Source organism: Mameliella sp. MMSF_3455, assembly GCF_030733205.1.
In the GTDB taxonomy this organism is placed as follows: Bacteria; Pseudomonadota; Alphaproteobacteria; order Rhodobacterales; family Rhodobacteraceae; genus Antarctobacter.
Window position 1 is genome coordinate 132,636 of sequence record NZ_JASHJL010000003.1, and the last position, 19,156, is coordinate 151,791.

Consider the following 19,156-nt stretch of genomic DNA (forward strand, 5'->3'; position numbering starts at 1 on the left):
TAGGGCTAAATTTTGTGTTCAAACTTGGGCAACCACCAAACGGAAACTTCCCGAGATCCCTGCCTTCTCGTCAACGTGCAGAAAAAAGATCCAATTAAATACAGCTACTTGTGATTTTTTCGGGCGGCAAACGGCTGGCGGATTTTTCGTCGCCACGGGGTCGCCCCACTATTCTCGCAGACAATAATGGCCCCAAAAAAGGTCTAAAGGATGCAGCTCGAAAACAACATTGCCGATAATCCCGCTCGCACGATTTACAAGCGAGGTCTGCAAAAGAAGGTGAACCGTCAGGCCTGCCGCAAGGCGATGGGCATTATTGACACGGAGAGCCTCGGTGAATCCATCATCGTCGTGGCAGCTGAGGTCGACCCGAGGGTTCGCCGGGTCTTTCCCCAACCCACGACTTTTGACCTGCACACTGGCGAAGCCTACCCGACCAAGACCGCTCTGACCGAGGCGGTGCACGGGACGCGTTACAAGCCTTGGGTCTACACGCCTGACTTCCTGTTCGAGCTTGTAAATGGACAGACCGTCTTCGTCGAAGGAAAGCATAGTCGCTGGCTTCGCAGCAACCCAGAGTTCAGCCGTTTGGTCGCGGCCATGGAGCAACTCGGTCATCGACTTACTCTGGTCACGGAAAAAATGTTCACTCGTGCGGACCATCGGAATCTCCGTATTCTCCGGGCCCTCCCGAACCGCAGTCTGGAACCTGCAATACGTGAGTTGATCGAGACGCAGTTCCCGCGCAGCGTATCATTTGGAGAAGCCCAACGGTCCTTTGGCCTGACGCGAGCGGAAGTCTATGCGGCCCTTTTCCAAGGGCTTCTCGCGACCGACCTCTCACGCGCCCCTTTCAGCGATCGGACGAAGCTTCTCCGCGTAGGCGGTGATGTATCGCACCTCGAGGTTTTGCCGCTATGAACCAGCTACAAGCATATGATGGTCGCCATCTTCGGAACGGAGAGATCCTATACCGTGTGATCGGACGCGTCCAAGATAAGCCGTCCGTCGTTCTCGATCTTAATGGAATGAGGACTGAGATCACCCTGGAGGAATTTCATCGGCAGATTGCCCTCGGAAATGTCTCCGAGGGCCAAGAGCCGGTATTCTGCGACCGTATCATGAGCGACGATGAGATTTCGGAGGCAGCCTTCCGCAAGCGCGTCCTTGAACTCGCCGACCGCTACCAGGAGTTGGGCCTCAAGTGGGACGAGGTAATGGACGCGATCCGTATCAAGTTGCAAAATGATCCGCGTTTTGCTTCGCGCGCGTCCAAGCTCCCGGCTGTCCGGACAATCCAAAAGTATCGAAAAGATTATTGCGCAATGGGTCAGCTTGGCCTGGTTGATAAGCGAGACCAGTCCGGAAATTATACCGTTCGCTATGATGAAATTTTCCGCGAGGTCGTCCTCGATCTTCTCGAGAGTTCTTACCTAACCTCAGACCGCATGAACATGACAGAGCTGGTTCGTGAGTCGAGGCTCCAATATCTGAAGCGCTTCTCCGAACAGCGACCGGAAGGAAAACCGGGAAATCACGGCGAAAAAGCTATAAAATCGATAATCGATAGCTACATCCCTCATTCTGATGTCATCAAGCGGCGGCTGGGAAAGAAGGCCGCGCGAAAAGCGCTGCTCCAAGCTGGCAGCTTTCAGATGATCGAACATGCCTACGATCGGCTCGAAGTCGATTCTACACAGGCAGACATCTTCGTAATCTATGATGGTAAGCTGATCAGGCCATGGGTCACGCTGGCGGTGGATGCGGCGTCCGGTTTCATCGTAGGGCTCGTTGTTTCCCTGGAGAACCCCACTGGACTGACCACTGTAACCGCGCTCTACGAGGCGATGAGAGGCAACGACGAAGAATTTTTCGATCGGTTCGGCATCGAGAACCGGGTGCATGTGGCAGGCCTTCCTCTCACGGTGGTAGCGGACCAAGGGTCTGAAAACTCCGGTAGCATACTCAATCGCCTGCTATCGACGACCGCCATCGAGCTGCAAAAGAACATCCCTGGGCATCCAGAGAAGAAACCGTTTGTCGAGCGCGCCATGTCGACTTTCAAGAACTTCGTAACGAGGCTCGACGGCGCCACGCAGACCCGCGAGTTGTCCTCCAAAGAACGTTATGAACGGGCAAAGGCAGAGGCATGCTGGACCTTTGATGAGTTCGTTCAAAAGGTGCAGGTGTGGCGCTACGACGTGTATGGCGTCATTCCGCGTCGGCGTGTGCAGTCGCCGCTGAAGCGCCGCGAGAGCCCCATTGAGAGCTGGCGTCGCCTGTCCACCGAATACTACGTGCCGGAGCCGCCCCGTAAACAGCAGCTCGCACAGATGTTCTTCCATTATGCGGAGAGGAGGATCGTCCACCGCTACGGCATCGAGGTTGGATACGTTCAGTATTCCTCTAAAGAGCTGCGACATTTGAAGAAAAACACGAAAGAAAAGCTCGAAGTTGATATCCGCATTAACCCGGCCGACATCCGGGAGATAATCGTTTCTCATCCGAAATCTGGCGAAGCATTCTACGTGCCTTGCAAAGATCCCGACTTGCCCGCGATTTCTGTCGCGGAAAGGGATCGCATCATCGCGCTAAATCGGCGTGACCCGGACGACTATCTCTGTGCTGCGGAGGTCCTCGCGGCCCTCGCAGAGGGTAAGCATCATAAGCCGTCTAAAGCGACGACCAAAGGGCGCAAGGAACAACATGCTGCCCGGCGCAAGCGGCGAGATGATGAAATCATAAACCGCAGCAATGGCCCCAATAGCTCAATGCCTTCTGGCAATGTCTCCCACCCGACGATGCCGGTGCTCGCCCCGAAGCAGCGTAACCGGATCTCCGCACGAGGATAATTAACGTGACCGAACTTTCCCTGAAGGGCTTACGGATTTCGCATTCCCGTTACGACATTGCACTGAACCAGATGCTCGAGGCAATCGAGTTGGCTGGCTCGGATGGGGTATGCATTCCCTTTCTTGGCCCGTCCCGCGTCGGTAAATCCGACCTCCTGTTAGCGGTCGAAAGCAAGGTTTCTAAGCTTCGGTCCGGCCCAGGATACATGATCCCATCGCCGGACTTTCTGTCCGGCGAAATCTCTCCCAAGCCGAATGATTCGGAGATCTACGCATCGATCATTCGGACGATGGGGCGGGCTGGGGCTAATCCCAAGCTCGCCCTCCTGAAAGATCGGATGTATGATCTTCTGGAACAACGCGATGTTCGGATTGTGGCCCTCGATGAGTGCAGCCATTGCGCCGAACCCGGCGCGAACCTCACTCGCCGTGCAGCTGCGGACCATTTCAAGACCATCGTGGATCGCTCGGGTGTCATACTCATCCTTATGGGGTTGCCGAAGTTCCAACGCTTGATTGATGAGAACGAGCAATTCGCGGCGCGGTCCATGGCCACGATCGAGCTCCAACCTTATCGCTGGACGAACCCGAACGACCGGAACGAATTCACAACAGTAATCTACAGTATCTTTGAATACCTTGAGGAGCGCGGTATCTCGCTCGAATTCGACTGGATAGACATGACACGGCGCCTTTTCGCTGCGTCTGGCGGTCGCGTCGGCATGGTGATCGAGCTGCTCGAGGTCGCTGTCCGAAAGTCTGCGCGGACCAAGGCCTTGGCCTTGTCGGATATGGGGAAAGCCGCCAGCGTAAGACTTCAAGGGTTATCTCGTCTCGCGCCGATCTTCGACCCCGAACCACCACAGGATGACGTTCTTCTGCGGTCCTACGCGAAGGTCATGAGGGACGCAGGACTAAAGCTCCCTGATCCGAATTCGTCGCTTGAGCTCGACGCTTTTCGGCAGGCGGACGAAGGGGCGTTGACGGAATGATCCCTTACACTGACGAAAGCCTTCTCGGCTACATCAAGCGGCGCTCTGATGCGGAAGGTTTTCCCGAGGCCAGGGGCTTCCTGACGACGCTCGGGCAGACCTACGGGCGCGCTACAGTCGAGGAGCCAGAGCGGCTGGCTTTGGAGCTCGGACTCGACTTGGCCACGATGGAGCAGATCCTGCCTGCCAAGCAGCCGATGGACGCCGCCCTCGACTGGTCGTTCCATCGGATGCACCGCGACCCGGTTTGCCCCGCCTGTATTGCCGCGCGCCAGCCCCGGCGGAAAGAGTGGCGACACGCCTTGGTCACGGCATGTGCCGAGCATGAATGCCAGCTAATCGATCAGTGTCCTGGTTGCGGTGACGATCTCACCCTGCTCGGCGATGGGTATGCGGCCTGCCTGTGCGGCACTTCCTATGGCGACGCGAATGCTGTGCCCGCCGGCCCTTTCGAGACTGAGTTCGCAAAGTTAATCGCGGGACACTCGGCCCACATGGGCGGCATAGACCTCGGTTCAGAGGAAGGCCTGCACGCGGCCCGCACCGTGTGGTTTCTCTGTGCGAATATGGCTCGCGCGCGGACCGGTAAGGAAGGCAAGGCAACTTATCCTAAGTCCGTCGAAGAGTCTCGCGTTCGACTTGCACGCATCGAACCGCTGCTCATCGATTGGCCGAAGGCATTCGACGATCATGTAATCGAGCGATGGAATACCCAGGGTGCAAAAGGACTAACGGCCGCCACACGTTTGGGCCCATGGTATCGTGGCCTTCTTAGCCAGAAAGGTGCACTGGCCGAGGCATTGCTGTCCCGCTGCCTCATTGTCGTCAGCACAGTGTGTGGCGACGCATACAAAACCCGTCGACATCAGGATGGCGCGGCATGGATGAGCGCGGCCCACGCAGGAGATATCTTGGGCATACGCAGCGAGAGGATTGTCGAGGCAGTCCGTGCTGGGGTCATGGAGGGATCGCAGGGACGATCAGGCACGGGCCACCTTCATACGATCGTCAGAACGCAGGGCATAGAAGAGGTCCGTGAGCAACGGGCGCGATCTGCGACCAAGGAAAAGGTTCGGAACATGCTTGGGGTTTCGAGGAAACAGTTCGAACTCATGGAAGAGGCAAGGTTCTTCGGTGCCGAGTGCAGAGTGTCAACTCATCCCTGCGTCGATGGAAATTTCGACCTCAAAAACATCTGCACTGCGGTAGATGGAATCCGGCAAGTGGCCCGGGTTGAAAGTGCCGGAGCCGATGAGATGGTGGCCTTTCGCGAGATCAACCTGCGCAGGACGACGGATCGGAACGCGATTCTGAAGATTTATCGCCTCATAGCGGACAAAAAGCTTCGAGCGGTCAAGTTCGCTGAGGGTGATAATCTCGGCGATGCGCTCTTCGACGCAGCGGAGATCGACCGCCTTCTTCAAGTTCATGGCGGCGCGCGGTCATGGACTGCTGGAGACGTTGCCGAGTTCTCGGGATGGAAACCCGAATGCGTCACCGGATGGTGCGAGCAGGGTTTGCTTCAGGCGACCAAAGGGAAGCGAGGCTCGTTCCACGTCTGGCAGATTACTGAGGAAGCGCTTTCGCAGTTCTATCGGGAATTTCATGTGGTCTCGGACCTGGCGAAGGAAGGCAAGACGACCTCGCGAAAGCTGCTCGCATCTCTCGCAGATCGCGGGATCTCTTCAGTCGGGTCGCAACCGGTAGGGACATCATCCCGTGGACATCTGATCCGAACCCGTGACATTGCCCGAATTATCGCGTTTCCCCCCTCCTAACCGACACGCCTCCTCGCGCACTATATGTATGCCGCCAAGGAATGCCTTGGCGGCTTTCGGCATTTCTGGATGCTGGACTGCCGTCCGGATTCGTCGTATCAAAATGTCAGTCGGTCGCTGACTGCGAGCGGCACGCGGTATGCGCAACATTATGGGCAAATCGCGCAAGACTTTGGGCGGATAGTGCGCAAACTATTGGGCCTGAACCGACGATTTTCTTCAATGATCTAAGGCAGAGTACGTACGGTTACGCGGTGTCCTACAGTTTTTGTAGGCATAGTGGCTCACGGTGCGCATCGTTTTCGCACCGTGAGGATGCACTAACACGGGTTTTGTCAATTCCGACGGTGCCTTGTGCGTACTGGCCACTATGGTGTGAGCGCTGTCACCCGTGGTCCCTGGCGGACCCACCTTGGCACAGCAGATGCCTTGCTACACCATCGAAGTTATTTCGACGAACAAAGCGCAGGTTCTGTGCCAGCATCAGACGCGTTCACCCGCTTCCATGCGGTCCAAGAAGGATTGCGCCTCTCGCAGCACGGTTTCGCGCTTGTCAGGATCCATCCTGTCGAAGGTACGGTACATCTGGGCCATGCGGGGATTGCTTTCGAACCGGTCTCGGTGTCTGTCCATGAAATGCCAGTAGAGGAGGTTGAAGGGGCAGGCAGTCTTGCCGGTCTTGGCGGTCACCGAATAGGCGCAGGGCTTGCAGTGGTCCGACATCTTGTTGATGTAATTTCCCGAGGAAACATAAGGCTTTGAGGCGATGATGCCACCATCGGCAAACTGGCTCATTCCTACCGTGTTGGGCGCCTCGACCCATTCAAAGGCGTCGATGTAGACGCTCAGATACCACTCGTGCAGCGCGTGTGGATCGACCCCCGCAAGCAACCCGAAATTGCCCGTCACCATCAGGCGCTGGATGTGGTGGGCATAGGCTTCGTCCCGCGTCTGCTCCACAGCCTTGGCGACGCAGCGCATGTCGGTCTCGGCACTCCAGTAGAACCAAGGCAATTTCCGGGTGTGATCCAATACGTTGCGCTCAGGATACTCCGACCCTTCGCGGAAATAGATCCCACGGACATATTCCCGCCAGCCGATGATCTGCCGAATAAAGCCTTCGGCGGCGTTGATCGGGACATCGCCGTTTTCAAACGCCTTTTCGACAGCCCGGCAGACATCCAGCGGGTCGAGAAGCCCGATGTTCATGTAGCCCGACAATAGCGAGTGATAGAGAAAGCGGTTCTCGTCGAGGATTGCATCCTGGTAGTCGCCGAACCGGGGCAGCGCATGATCGATGAAATGCGCCAGTGCCTGCTGGGCCTCCGCCCGGTCGGTGGCAAAGCCGAAGGGTCGCAACACACCGAAATTGTTCGGGAACCTTGCCTCGACCAGATCCAGAACCTCCTCCGTGACAGCATCGGGTTCGAACCATATCGGCTTGTGCGTGACAGTATCAGGCGCCGGTTTGCGGTTGTCATGGTCAAAGTTCCACTGCCCCCCGGCGGGGTCGTCGCCTTCCATCAGAAGGCCCGTCTTGCGCCGCATCTCGCGATAGAAATACTCCATCCGCAGGGCTTTGCGGCCTTCGGCCCATTGGTCGAACATCGCGTGCGAGGCGATGAAACGGTCATCTTCCAACAGGCGCACCTTGAGCGGGCAATGCTGCAAGGTATTGATAAGGCGCCATTCTCCGGGTTCCGTAGCGAGCACTTCGGAGGCATCCGTCTCTTCGGCCCGCCGCAGCAACTCTCCACAGATCGACCCGGCATTCTGCGTGTCGTCCAGCTCGGTGTAGCGCACCTCCCAGCCGTCCTCGCGCAGGCGCGCGGCGAACTTGCGCATCGCCGCAAAGATGAACGCGATCTTCTTGGGGTGATGCGGCACGTAGTCGGTTTCGTCCACGACCTCGGCCATGATCACCACGTCACGCGCCTTGTCCGCGGCTTTCAGCGCCGCGACGCCCTCGCTCAACTGGTCGCCCAGTACCAGGACCAGCCGGCTCACCAGGGAATCTCCCGGCCCGCGTAGTCAAGGAATTTCCCGGTATCCTCGGGGCTTAGCCCCTTCATGACCTTGACCAGGCGCTCGGCTGCATGGGTCGGCGTGACCGTGGGATAGCGATTGGCGTACTTGGCGGTAAACGCCGTTTCGACCGTTCCGGGATGCAGGCAGACGCAGGCCAGTTGCCGGTGCGAACGCGCAAGTTCAACAGCCGCCGTGTGGATCAACTGGTTCACGCCGGCCTTTGCCGCGCGATAGCTGTACCATCCACCCAACCCGTTGTCCCCGATCGACCCCACGCGCGCCGAAAGCACGGCAAAGACCGCCCGTTCGCGGCGCGGCAAGAGGGGCAAGGCATGTTTCAGGACCAGCGTCGGGCCGATGGCATTCAGCAGATACTGGTCCATCAAGGTTTTGGCATCCAGTGCTTTCAGTGTCTTCTCCGGCTCTGCCCCGGCGATTTCCAGCGCCCCGGTTGCCACGAAGACCAGATCGAAGGGCCCCTGCAGCGCGCGCAGTATGGTGCGCAGACTGTCCTCATCCGTCACGTCCAGTCCGTCGCGCGACCGCGACAGACCGGCGACGGACATGCCGTGGTCGCGCAGATGCGCCGCCACCGCCCCGCCGATGCCGCCGCTGTCCCCGATGATCAATGCGTTTTCCATGCAGCGCCAGTTAGCGGGGGCGGGCATGGGTTCAAGCGGTGCCAACATCCTCACGCGCGATTGCCACCGTCTTGACCACGGCGAAACAGTCTACTCCGGGCGCCAGGCCCAGCTTCTCCGCCGACCGCCGCGTGACCCGCGCCAGAACCCGCCCCGCCGCTGTATCCAGCGAGACAAGCGCCCCCGGACCATCTCCCTCTCGGATGGAATCCACCTTGCCCGCCAATATGTTGAGCGCCGAAAGCCCCTCGGGCCGTTGCCGCGCCAGGATGACCTCCTGCGCCGCGATCCGGATCCGCAAAGGCGCGCCCACGGCCTGCGGAACACGCGGCAGGTACAGCGGCACGCCCCCGGCATCCAGTTCGGTCAGGCCGTCATCATGGTGGGCGGCCACCCGCACCTCTAGAACGGCGCCCACGGCGCGGATGCCCGCGGGTGTCACGGCGGGGTCGCTCAGCACCTCTGCGGCGGTGCCCTGCCTCACAACACGCCCGTCTTGGAGGACAACCACGGTTGTCGCCAGCCGGGCGACCTCTCCTGCGGAATGGCTGACATAGAGGATCGGACAACGGGCCTCGTCCCGGAGCCGTTCGAAATAGGGCAGGATCTCGCGCTTGCGGGCCTCGTCCAGTGCGGCCAAAGGTTCATCGGCCAGGATCAGGCCGGGATCGGCCAACAGGGCGCGCCCGATGGCAACGCGTTGTTTTTCCCCGCCTGACAGGGCACCGGGGCGGCGGGTCAGCAGGGGGCCAAGGCCCAGCATTTCCACCACCGGGTCCAGCGGCAAAAGCGACCCGGCGAACCAGCGCCCGTACAGCAGATTTTGCCGGACCGACAGGTGTGGGAACAACCGGCCTTCCTGGAAAATATAGCCCAGGCGGCGCTTGTGCGGCGGCAGCCAGATCCCTTGCGACGTGTCGCCCAAGACACGCTCACCAACCCGCACGCGCCCCTCATCGGGCCGCATCAGACCGGCGACGGCATTGATGACGCTGGTCTTTCCAGACCCGGAGCGGCCAAAAAGCACACAAAGTCCCGGCGGTGCCTCGAACGCGGCCTCCAGCGTGAAGGCCCCCAGCCGGTGGCGCACGGCAACCTCCAGCATCACGCGCCCCCCACCCGCGCCGCCACCCGGCGCGAAATCCACTCCGACAGAAGCAGCGCCAGCATCGCCACGGCAACCGCCACGGCGACAAGCCGCAGGGCAGAGGCCTCTCCGCCAGGCACCTGCAGAAAGGCATAGATCGCGGAGGGCAGCGTCTGTGTCTGGCCCGGGATGTTCGAGACGAAGGTGATCGTGGCGCCGAACTCTCCCATCGCTTTGGCAAAGCCCAGGATGGCGCCCGCCAGGACACCCGGCAGCACCATCGGCAAGGTCACGGTGGCAAAAACCCAGGTACGCGAGGCGCCCAGCGTGGCAGCCGCCTGTTCCAGTTTCGGATCCACCGCCTCGATCGACAGACGCATGGCACGCACCATCAGAGGAAAGCCCATGATCCCTGCGGCCAGCGCCGCGCCCGTCCAGTTGAAGGCAAAGCTGATCCCGATGGATTTCAGGAAGCCCCCCACCGGCGCGCGCGGGCTGAGGGTGATCAGCAGCAGGTAACCGGTGACGACCGGCGGCAGGATCAACGGCAGGTGGACCAGCCCGTTGAGGATCTGCTTGCCGGGAAACCGCCAGCGGGCCAGCGCGTAGGCAATGAACAACCCGAAGGGCAGTGCCGCAACGGTGGCCCAGAACGACACCCGGAGGGACAATCTGACCGCCTCCCACTCTGCCGGGCTGAGCCAATCCATCGCGTCAGTTGTCCAGGACGGCGAAACCCTGAGCGACAAAAAGTGCCGCCGCCTCGGGCGTTTGCAGGAAGGTCAGGAAAGGAGCCGCCGCGTCGGCGCGATTTTCGACGGCGGCAACCGGGTAGCGGATCGGTGGGTGGCTGTCCTTGGGGAAGAGGCCGAGGGCATCGACCGCCGGATCGGCGGCGGCGTCGGTGGCATAGACCACGCCCAGCGGCACCTGACCCAATGAGACCAGCGCCAGCGCTGCGCGCACGTTGTCCGCCTGGGCCACGCGGGGCGCCACGGCCTCCCACAAGCCCAGCGAGTCCAGCGCGGCCTTGCCGTAGATGCCCGCCGGAACCGCCTCGACCAGCGCCATCGCCAGACGCCCGTCGCCCAGCATCGCGGCCAAGTCCAGGTCCGGTCCGATCTCGACCGGGTCCGCGCCCGCCGGACCGGCCAGCACCAACCGGTTGCCCAGCAGTTCGGTGCGCGTTCCCGGGGCGATCAGCCCGTCACGTTCCAGCACGTCCATCCAGTCTGTGTTGGCCAGAAAGACGATGTCGGCGGGTGCCCCCTGCTGAACTTGCCGCGCCAGCGCCGATGACCCGGCGTAGGACAGAACAAGGTTGCCGTCATAGGCCTTGGCGACCTCGTCCAGCGCGGTCTTGAGACTTGCCGCGGCGAACACGGTCACTGCCTCTTCCCCGGCCGCGGGCCGGGCAAGCACAAGGGCGAAACACAGGCAGGCAAAGAGTTTTCTCATGGCAGGGACGGTTCTGGCACGCGCCGCCGCGGCTGTCACCACAGAAACTGGAAACCGCCGCCGCAAAAGGCGCTCTGCTAGGCCGTGCCGGTCAGCTGCGGGACAGACCCTTGCGCAGCGCCACAAGGTCCAGATCCTGCGCGATGAACGCCACGCCGGCGTCGATCGCCTTCTGTCCGAACGCGGGGTCGGTGATCAACGTGCCCGCAGGTTTGCCGGCCGCCCTGATCCGTTTGATTCCGTCAATCACTGCCGCCTGAACCTCAGGGTGGGCCGGTTTGCCCGGAAAGCCCATCGAGGCCGCCAGATCCGCCGGCCCGACAAAGATGCCGTCGATGCCGGGCACGGTGGCGATGGCCTCGATCTGGCCCATCGCCTCGACCGTTTCGACCTGAACGATCAGGCAAAGCTCGTCGCGTGAGGTGGCGTGGTAATCGGCGATCCGGCCAAATTTGCTGGCCCGCGTCATCCCGGCGACCCCCCGGATACCCGCGGGCGGATAGGCGACGGCAGCCGCAGCTTCGGCGGCCTCTTCGGCGTTCTGCACATAGGGAATGATCAGCGTCTGTGCCCCGATATCCAGAAGGCGTTTCATCTCGGGGGCGTTCAGCGAGGCGGGCCGCGCGAGGGCCGATACCGGATAGGGTGCCACCGCCTGCAGCATCGGCAGCACGCGGATCGGGTCCATCGGCGAATGCTCGCAATCGAAGAGCATCCAATCGTATCCGCAGGCTGCCATCATCTCTGCGGCCAGCGGATCTGTCATGCAACACCAGATGCCGTGCTGCAGACGACCTTCCTGCAAGCCTGCCTTGAAGGTGTTTTTCTTCAGTTCCATCGTCGACCTCTATGCATTTGCGCAAACACTAGACGCATCGTCGGGGATCAGGCAAACGAGTCCCCGTAACTGGCACGAATTCTCAGGACCCTGCGCCATGCCCACCGTTCTTGTCACCGGCTCCGCCGGCTTCATCGGTTATCATTGCTGCGCGCGTCTTTTGGCTGAAGGCTGGCGCGTGATCGGGCTGGATGCGCTGACCGATTATTACGAGGTCTCGCTGAAGGAAGATCGACACGCCCGGTTGGCGCCGTTGGGCGATTTCGTGCCCGAGATCGGCCGGGTCGAGGATCCGGGGCGCATGGCGGAACTCTTTGCGCGGGAAAAGCCCGACGTGGTGATCCATCTCGCCGCGCAGGCCGGGGTGCGTTATTCGATCGAAAACCCGCGGTCCTACCTGGAATCGAATATCATCGGCACCTTCGAGATACTCGAGGCCGCCCGCGCGCATCCTCCGCGCCACCTGCTGTTGGCTTCGACTTCGTCAGCCTATGGCGCGAACACCGAAATGCCCTATCGGGAGACCGACCGGGCCGACTACCAGATGTCCTTTTACGCGGCGACGAAGAAATCCACTGAATCCATGGCGCACAGCTATGCGCATCTGTTCAACGTTCCGACGACCATGTTCCGCTTCTTCACGGTCTACGGGCCCTGGGGCCGGCCCGACATGGCGCTGTTCAAGTTCACAAAGGCCATCCTTCAGAACAGGCCGATCGACGTCTACAACTTCGGCGACATGCAGCGCGATTTCACCTATGTCGACGACCTCGTCGAGGGCATCCGCCTGCTGATGGACGCGGCACCGGAACGGCCCGCCGACGGCATCGTGCCCGAGGGCGACAGCCTGTCGCCGGTGGCGCCCTTCCGCGTCGTGAACATCGGCAATTCCAAACCGGTACAGCTGACCGATTTCATCGAGGCGATCGAAGAGGCCACGGGCCTCGACGCGACGCGAAACCTGATGCCGATGCAGCCCGGCGACGTGCCCGCGACCTGGGCGGATGCCACGTTGATGCAGACCCTGACCGGCTACAGCCCCCGTACATCGGTGCGCGAGGGCGTGGCAAAATTCGTAGCGTGGTATCGTGACTACTACTTGCGCAACAGCACCGGCTCCGCCTGACACGGAATGCCCAGGGGCGGCCCGCATCCCGGTCGCAAGCCGGAAACATGATGGAAATCGTCATCTTTGACCTTGCACCGGACCGATCTTGTCCCACAATAAGGGTCTGGAACCGCCACGGGCGGCAGACATGGGGGATGGGCCGCAGAGTGCCAAAACACGGGATCAGATCGAACAACGGCCTCTCTTGGGGGGTGTCGAGGTTGTTCCGCTTCTGTCCTTGCGGCCTGCGTGATCCGTGGTGCCCCGTCTCCGGCCTCTGAGGCCGCGCCGACCCCGATCTGTATCCGCGGCAATGGTTCCTTTTTCTGGAATAATCATTGCAATCTTCGCGGTCTTTTCGGAAAAAAACGTCAATTTCCTGACCCTGCGGAGACGCGAATGACCACCCAGAGCAGTCTTCTGCCCATCATCGCGCTGCTGCCCTTCCTGGGCGCTCTTGTGCCCGGCATCATGATCCGGGCCGGCCGAACCGCCACCGCAACCTTTACCGCCGTGCCGACCGTGCTTGCGCTGGTCATGCTGGGCACGCTGGCCCCGGGCGTTATGGACGGCACGGTCTATACCATGTCGATCCCATGGCTTCCCCAGATGGGGCTAGAGGTTGCCTTTTTCCTCGACGGTCTGGGCCTGATGTTCGCCTGCATGATCCTGGGCGTCGGCCTGCTGATCACGCTTTACGCGCGCTACTACCTGTCCGGAGAGGATCCGGTGGGGCAGTTCTATACCTATCTGCTGCTGTTCCAGGGCGCGATGCTGGGCATCGTGATTTCGGACAACATCCTGCTTTTGCTGATCTTCTGGGAGCTGACATCGCTGTCGTCCTTCCTCTTGATCGGCTACTGGAAACACCTGCCCGAAGGCCGCCAGGGCGCGCGCATGGCACTGACAGTGACCGGGGCCGGGGGGCTGGCGATGATTGGCGGGATGCTGATCCTGGGCAACGTCGCGGGCAGCTACAACCTGACCGACATTCTGGCCGCCGGGGATGCGATCAAGGCCTCTGACTGGTATACCCCGGCCGTCATTCTGATCCTGCTGGGCGCCTTCACAAAGTCGGCGCAGTTCCCCTTCCACTTCTGGTTGCCGCACGCGATGGCCGCACCGACGCCGGTCTCGGCCTACCTGCACTCGGCCACGATGGTGAAGGCTGGGGTTTTCCTCATGGCCCGCATGTGGCCCGCGCTGTCGGGGACGGAACTGTGGTTCTACGCCGTGGCAACCACCGGCCTGGTCACGATGGTCATCGCCGCGGTGATCGCGCTGTTCAAGGACGACCTCAAGGGCCTGCTGGCCTTTTCGACCGTGTCTCACCTGGGCCTGCTGACCATGCTGCTGGGCTTTGGCACAGAGGCGGCGGCGATTGCGGCTGTCTTTCACATTCTCAACCACCTGACCTTCAAGGCCGCCCTCTTCATGACCGCCGGCATCATCGACCACGAGGCGCACACCCGCGACATCAAGCGGCTGGGGGGGCTTGCGAAACTGATGCCGATCACCGCCGTCATCGGCACCGTCGCCGCCCTGTCGATGGCCGGTATCCCGCTGTTCAACGGCTTCCTGTCAAAGGAAATGATGCTGGAGGAGGCAAGCCACACCTACTGGTGGGAAAATCCGTGGATCGTGCCCGCGTTGGCCACCTTCGGGGCGCTCTTCTCTGTCGCCTACAGCCTGCGGTTCATCTTTCACGTCTTCGGCGGCCCGGTGCGCGACGATTATCCGTCGAAACCGCATGATCCGCCCGCCGGCATGTGGCTGTCACCCGCCTTTCTGTGCATCTTCGTGGTGCTGATCGGCGTCGCACCCTTCCTGGCGGAGGACGTGGTGAACATGGCCGCGACCGCCGTCACCGGCCATGAAACCCATGCCCATCTCAAGATCTGGCACGGGGTGACACCGGCGCTTTACATGTCGATTGCCGCCGTTGCCGGGGGCGCGGTGCTGCTGCTGCTGCACCGCCCGCTGGACGCCGCCTGGATCAAGGCCGGGCCCTTCTACGCCAAGGCCGTCTTTGACGCGGTGATCGCGGGCTGCGTGCGCTTGTCGCGTGCCATCTCTGACACGTTGCACGACGGCTCGATCAGCCGTTACCTGGCGATCTTCACAGCGGCCACGGTGGCCGTTGGCTACGTCGCCTTCATGCGGGGAGAGATCGCCCCGCCAACCCGTGACCTTCTGCCGATCCCGCCGGTTGTCGCGGTGGGCTGGGTCCTTCTGGTCTGCGCCACGGCAGTCATCGTCCTGCAGCATCACATGCGCTACCGCGCGCTGGTGGTTCTGGGGGTCATCGGTCTGATGATCTCGGCCGGGTTCATCTATATCTCTGCCCCCGACCTTGCGCTGACGCAGATCTCGGTCGAGACGGTGACGATCATGCTGTTGCTACTTGCGCTGCACTTTCTGCCCAAGACCACGCCGCAGGAAAACACCGCCGGACGCCGTGCGCTGGACGGGGTGATCGCCGTTGCCGCCGGTGTCGGGGTGGCCGCGCTGTCCTTTGCCTTCATGACACGGGACTTCAGCTCGATCTCGGATTTCCACCTTGCGAATTCCTACAAGGGCGGCGGCGGCACCAACGTCGTCAACGTGATCCTTGTGGATTTCCGGGGCTACGATACCTACGGCGAGATCATCGTGCTGGGCATCGCAGGCCTGGTGATCTTTGCCCTGATGGAGGCCCTGTTGAGCGGCCCGGCGGGCGCAAGGCTGCGCAACTCGGGCTACAACTTCGACCGGTCGCATGACCGTCACCCGCTGATGATGGTGATTGCAACCCGCGTGATGATGCCCATTGCGCTGATGGTCGGCGTCTACATCTTCCTGCGCGGCCACAACCAGCCGGGGGGCGGCTTTGTCGCCGGGCTGGTGTTCTCCATCGCGCTCTTGATGCAGTACATGGCGTCGGGCTTTGGCTGGACCTCGCGACGGCAACAGTTCGAATATCACGCGATGATCGGCTGGGGCGTGGTGATTGCGGGGCTGACCGGCATGGGCGCCTGGCTGTCGGGGACACCCTTCCTGACCTCGGCCTTCGGCTATGTCCACCTGCCCCCGATCGAGGAGTTCGAACTGGCCACCGCCGCGCTCTTTGACCTTGGCGTGTTCCTCTGCGTGCTGGGGGCCGTGATGCTGATGCTCTACAGCCTCAGCCGGATGGCGCGCCACGCGGGCGAAACCGTCAATACCGAACCAATGGACTATGACCCATCGCGCCCGCGCAAGATGGTCGAGAAAGGAAAGGCGTGACATGGAATTGCTTGTCGCAAGCGCCATCGGCGTGCTGACGGCGGGCGGGGTCTACCTGATCCTGCGGCTGCGCGCCTTCCCGGTGATCCTCGGGCTGTCCCTGCTCAGCTACGCGGTCAACATATTCCTGGTCTCGACCGGGCGGCTGGCGATCAACGCGCCGCCGATCCTGAACAAATACGCGGACGTCCCCTATACGGATCCGCTGCCCCAGGCGCTGGTGCTGACCGCGATCGTGATCTCGTTCGGGATGACGGCGGTTCTGGTGATGTTCGCCCTCGGCGCCTACCTGGAGGCCGGGGATGACAGCATCGACATGAAAGAGGCCGAAGAGAAGGACGACGCGGCATGAGTCACTGGATCATCGCCCCCGTCGTGCTGCCTGCCATGATGGCGCCGCTCATCGGTTACGTCATGCGGCACGACATCGTGCTGGCCCGGGTCGCCTCGGCGGCCTCGACCGTGGCGCTCTTTGCCATCGCCCTTGGGCTGGCGTTCTGGGCCGCAGATGGCGGCACCCATGTCTATCGCCTTGGCGACTGGCCCGCGCCATTCGGGATCGTCCTGGTGCTGGACCGGCTGTCGGCCATGATGGTGCTTCTGACCGCCTCGCTGGCGCTGATCGTGCTCTGGCACGCGATCGCGACGGGGTGGGACGCGAAGGGGCGCCATTTCCACGCGCTGTACCAGTTCCAGCTCATGGGCATCTGCGGCGCCTTCCTGACCGGCGACGCCTTCAACCTGTTCGTCTTCTTCGAGGTGCTGCTGATCGCCTCCTATGGCCTTATGGTGCATTCCGGCGGCAAGGTGCGGATGCAGGCGGGTCTGCAATACGTGGTCATGAACCTCGCCGGCTCGACACTGTTCCTGTTCGCGCTGGGCACAATGTATGCCACGACCGGCACGCTCAACATGGCGGATCTTGCGGTCAAGGTGCCGCAGATCGCGGCCGAGGATTCGGGCATGGTGCGCGTGGCGGCGGTGTTGTTGCTGATCGTCTTCATGATCAAGGCGGCGCTCTTCCCGGTGCAGTTCTGGCTGCCGGGCACCTATTCCAACGCCCCTGCACCGGTCGCGGCGCTGTTCGCGATCATGACCAAGGTCGGCGCCTATGCCATCATCCGCCTGCATACCCTGGCGTTCCATCCCGGGGCAGAGCCGACCAAGGACGTGGTGACGACCTGGCTTTTCCCGGCAGCGATGGTCACCCTGACGCTGGGCGCGCTGGGCGTGCTGGCGGCGCGGCGGCTGATGCCCTTGCTGTCCTTTTCGGTGATCGGGTCGATGGGGACGATGATGCTGGCCGTGGCTCCGGTCGATGCCTACGCCACGGAAACCGCGCTGTATTACCTCGTGCATTCCACCTTCTCGGCGGCGGCCCTGTTCCTTCTGGCGGACCTGGTTGTCAGCCGACGGGGGTCCGATGTGCTGGATGCGCGCCCGCCGGTTCTGCAGAACGGGCTGTTTGCCGCGCTCTTCTTTGCGGCCGCGATTGCGATGGCGGGGATGCCGCCCCTCTCGGGCTTCCTGGGCAAGCTCCTGATCCTCGACGCGCTGCGCGGACCGGAATTGATGCCCTGGGCCTGGACCGGCATCCTGGTCGGGTCCCTGGTGACAATCGTCGGCTTTGCCCGCGCCGGCAGCATGATCTTCTGGAAGTCGACCTCGCTGAAGGTGCCTGAGGGAACGGAGGCGATCCAGTCCGATCCGCCGCCTGCCCCCGCCAAGGGAGCGGAAGTGGCCCCCACCATGATGCTGCTGGCACTGCTGGCGGGTCTGGCGGTCCTGGCCGGTCCGGCCACGGGCTACATGCGCGCCGCGGCCAACCAGCTGTTCCAGCCCACGGGCTATATCGATGCCGTGCTGGCTCCGGTCGAAGCACCGGAGAAGGCCGAGAAACCCGAGGCCGACCCCGAACACGACGTCGCTGACCCGCTTGCGGAAGAGGAGCATTAAGCCATGCTGAAACGCATCTTTCCGCACCCTCTGCTGAGCATGACCCTGCTTCTGGTCTGGCTGATGCTGGTCAACAAGGTCACGCCGGGCAACGTCCTGCTGGGTGGTTTCCTCGGGATCGTCGTGCCGATCCTGACCTCGCCCTACTGGCCCGGCCGGCCGCGTCTGAAACGGCCTCTGATGGCGGTGCCTTACGTCCTTCTGGTGATCTGGGACATCATCGTTGCCAATATCCAGGTGGCCATGATCATCCTGTTCAAGCCGCGCGCTCGGATCCATTCCAAGTGGGTCGTCGTCCCGCTGGATCTGACATCGGCCGAGGCGATTACCGTGCTTGCCGGGACCATCACCATGACGCCCGGCACCGTGTCCGCCCTGCTGTCCGCAGACGGGACGTCCTTGCTGGTGCATTGCCTGCACACGGATGATCCGGACAGCGTCCGCGACGAGATCAAGACCCGCTACGAAGCCCGGCTGAAGGAGATTTTCGGATGATCACCTACGCTTTGTATTTCGCGATCGGCTGTTTCGGCCTCGGGCTTTTGTTCAACCTCTGGCGTATCGTGACCGGGCCGGGTCAGGCCGACCGGGTGCTTGCCCTGGACACGATGGTGATCAACATCATCGCGCTGCTTGTCCTCTACGGGATCCTGCAAGGCACAGCGATCTATTTCGAAGCCTCGATGCTGGTCGCGATGGTCGGTTTCGTGTCCACCGTCGCCTATTGCCGCTTTCTTCTTCGCGGCGACATCATCGAATAAGGGAGGACGATCATGTTTGCAGAAATCCTTGTGTCGGCCTTCCTCATTATCGCAGGGATCTTCGGCCTTGTCGGGTCTCTGGGCCTGTTGAAGCTGGACGATACGATGCAGCGCCTGCACGCGCCCACCAAGGCCACGACCCTGGGCGTGGGCGGGGTATTGATCGCCTCGATGCTGTATTTCCTGCTGGTCAAGGACAAGCTGTCCTTTCACGAATTGCTCATTACCCTGTTCCTGTTCCTGACCGCACCGGTCACGGCCCTGTTCATCGCGCAAACGCATATCCTGATGGGGCTGCGGCGGCGCGACCTGCCCCCAACCGGGGGAGAACACGACTGGTCGATCTACGACGATCCGCCAGAGCAGGAGCCCCGGGAAGCAGACCAGACCTAG

At 61.8% G+C, this 19,156-nt stretch carries 17 protein-coding genes; 11 read left to right on the forward strand and 6 right to left on the reverse strand.

Features of this window, described 5'->3' with window-relative positions; genetic code table 11:
- Positions 1-210: 210 nt before the first annotated feature.
- The 4 genes from RBB42_RS02905 (at position 211) to RBB42_RS02920 (ending at position 5,622) form a co-directional block, all read left to right on the forward strand.
- On the forward strand, positions 211-921 hold the full coding sequence (locus RBB42_RS02905) for a hypothetical protein (RefSeq protein WP_305969675.1): 711 nt from the start codon (positions 211-213) through the stop codon (positions 919-921).
- Between the two features lie 107 nt (positions 922-1,028).
- A complete protein-coding gene (locus RBB42_RS02910; RefSeq protein ID WP_305969676.1) occupies positions 1,029-2,852 on the forward strand; it encodes a TnsB C-terminal domain-containing protein in 1,824 nt (607 codons plus the stop codon).
- A gap of 5 nt (positions 2,853-2,857) precedes the next feature.
- A complete protein-coding gene (locus tag RBB42_RS02915; RefSeq protein ID WP_305969677.1) occupies positions 2,858-3,844 on the forward strand; it encodes a TniB family NTP-binding protein in 987 nt (328 codons plus the stop codon).
- Entirely contained in the window at positions 3,841-5,622 is a 1,782-nt protein-coding gene (locus RBB42_RS02920) for a TniQ family protein (protein WP_305969678.1), read from the forward strand. Before RBB42_RS02915 ends, RBB42_RS02920 begins: the two co-directional genes overlap by 4 nt.
- 483 nt (positions 5,623-6,105) lie before the next feature.
- On the opposite strand, the gene RBB42_RS02925 is transcribed toward RBB42_RS02920, so the two are convergent.
- The 6 genes from RBB42_RS02925 to RBB42_RS02950 all read right to left on the reverse strand — a co-directional run bounded on the left by RBB42_RS02925 (position 6,106) and on the right by RBB42_RS02950 (position 11,674).
- Positions 6,106-7,629 carry a cryptochrome/photolyase family protein gene (locus RBB42_RS02925; protein WP_305969679.1) on the reverse strand — a complete coding sequence of 508 codons (1,524 nt, stop codon included), beginning with the start codon at positions 7,627-7,629 and terminating at the stop codon, positions 6,106-6,108.
- On the reverse strand, positions 7,626-8,291 hold the full coding sequence (locus RBB42_RS02930; protein ID WP_305969680.1) for an SDR family NAD(P)-dependent oxidoreductase: 666 nt from the start codon (positions 8,289-8,291) through the stop codon (positions 7,626-7,628). Before RBB42_RS02930 ends, RBB42_RS02925 begins: the two co-directional genes overlap by 4 nt.
- A gap of 31 nt (positions 8,292-8,322) precedes the next feature.
- Positions 8,323-9,396 (reverse strand): molybdenum ABC transporter ATP-binding protein, encoded by a 1,074-nt coding sequence (gene modC, locus RBB42_RS02935; RefSeq protein ID WP_305969681.1) that lies wholly within the window; start codon positions 9,394-9,396, stop codon positions 8,323-8,325.
- Entirely contained in the window at positions 9,396-10,088 is a 693-nt protein-coding gene (gene modB, locus RBB42_RS02940; protein ID WP_305969682.1) for a molybdate ABC transporter permease subunit, read from the reverse strand. The genes modC and modB overlap by 1 nt, the downstream gene beginning before the upstream one ends.
- Positions 10,089-10,092: 4 nt before the next feature.
- Positions 10,093-10,836 (reverse strand): molybdate ABC transporter substrate-binding protein, encoded by a 744-nt coding sequence (gene modA / locus RBB42_RS02945; RefSeq protein ID WP_305969683.1) that lies wholly within the window; start codon positions 10,834-10,836, stop codon positions 10,093-10,095.
- A 91-nt stretch (positions 10,837-10,927) separates the two neighbouring features.
- The gene (locus RBB42_RS02950; RefSeq protein ID WP_305969684.1) at positions 10,928-11,674 is read right to left on the reverse strand and encodes an HpcH/HpaI aldolase family protein; all 747 of its coding nucleotides are present in this window, start codon (positions 11,672-11,674) and stop codon (positions 10,928-10,930) included.
- Positions 11,675-11,771: 97 nt separating this feature from the next.
- Here RBB42_RS02950 and RBB42_RS02955 point away from each other — a divergent pair, with 97 nt between their 5' ends.
- The 7 genes from RBB42_RS02955 to RBB42_RS02985 all read left to right on the forward strand — a co-directional run bounded on the left by RBB42_RS02955 (position 11,772) and on the right by RBB42_RS02985 (position 19,156).
- On the forward strand, positions 11,772-12,800 hold the full coding sequence (locus tag RBB42_RS02955) for an NAD-dependent epimerase/dehydratase family protein (protein WP_305969685.1): 1,029 nt from the start codon (positions 11,772-11,774) through the stop codon (positions 12,798-12,800).
- 381 nt (positions 12,801-13,181) lie between these two features.
- Positions 13,182-16,046 carry a monovalent cation/H+ antiporter subunit A gene (locus tag RBB42_RS02960; protein ID WP_305969686.1) on the forward strand — a complete coding sequence of 955 codons (2,865 nt, stop codon included), beginning with the start codon at positions 13,182-13,184 and terminating at the stop codon, positions 16,044-16,046.
- A gap of 1 nt (position 16,047) precedes the next feature.
- Complete coding sequence (locus RBB42_RS02965; protein ID WP_305969687.1) at positions 16,048-16,398, forward strand: Na+/H+ antiporter subunit C; 351 nt, start codon at positions 16,048-16,050, stop codon at positions 16,396-16,398.
- Positions 16,395-18,002 carry a monovalent cation/H+ antiporter subunit D gene (locus tag RBB42_RS02970; protein WP_305969688.1) on the forward strand — a complete coding sequence of 536 codons (1,608 nt, stop codon included), beginning with the start codon at positions 16,395-16,397 and terminating at the stop codon, positions 18,000-18,002. The genes RBB42_RS02965 and RBB42_RS02970 overlap by 4 nt, the downstream gene beginning before the upstream one ends.
- 3 nt (positions 18,003-18,005) lie before the next feature.
- Entirely contained in the window at positions 18,006-18,497 is a 492-nt protein-coding gene (locus RBB42_RS02975; RefSeq protein ID WP_305969689.1) for a Na+/H+ antiporter subunit E, read from the forward strand.
- Positions 18,494-18,763, forward strand: coding sequence for a K+/H+ antiporter subunit F (locus RBB42_RS02980; RefSeq protein ID WP_043142987.1), 270 nt, complete (start codon positions 18,494-18,496; stop codon positions 18,761-18,763). Before RBB42_RS02975 ends, RBB42_RS02980 begins: the two co-directional genes overlap by 4 nt.
- 12 nt (positions 18,764-18,775) lie before the next feature.
- Positions 18,776-19,156: a Na+/H+ antiporter subunit G gene (locus RBB42_RS02985; protein WP_305969690.1), complete on the forward strand. Its 381-nt coding sequence runs from the start codon at positions 18,776-18,778 to the stop codon at positions 19,154-19,156.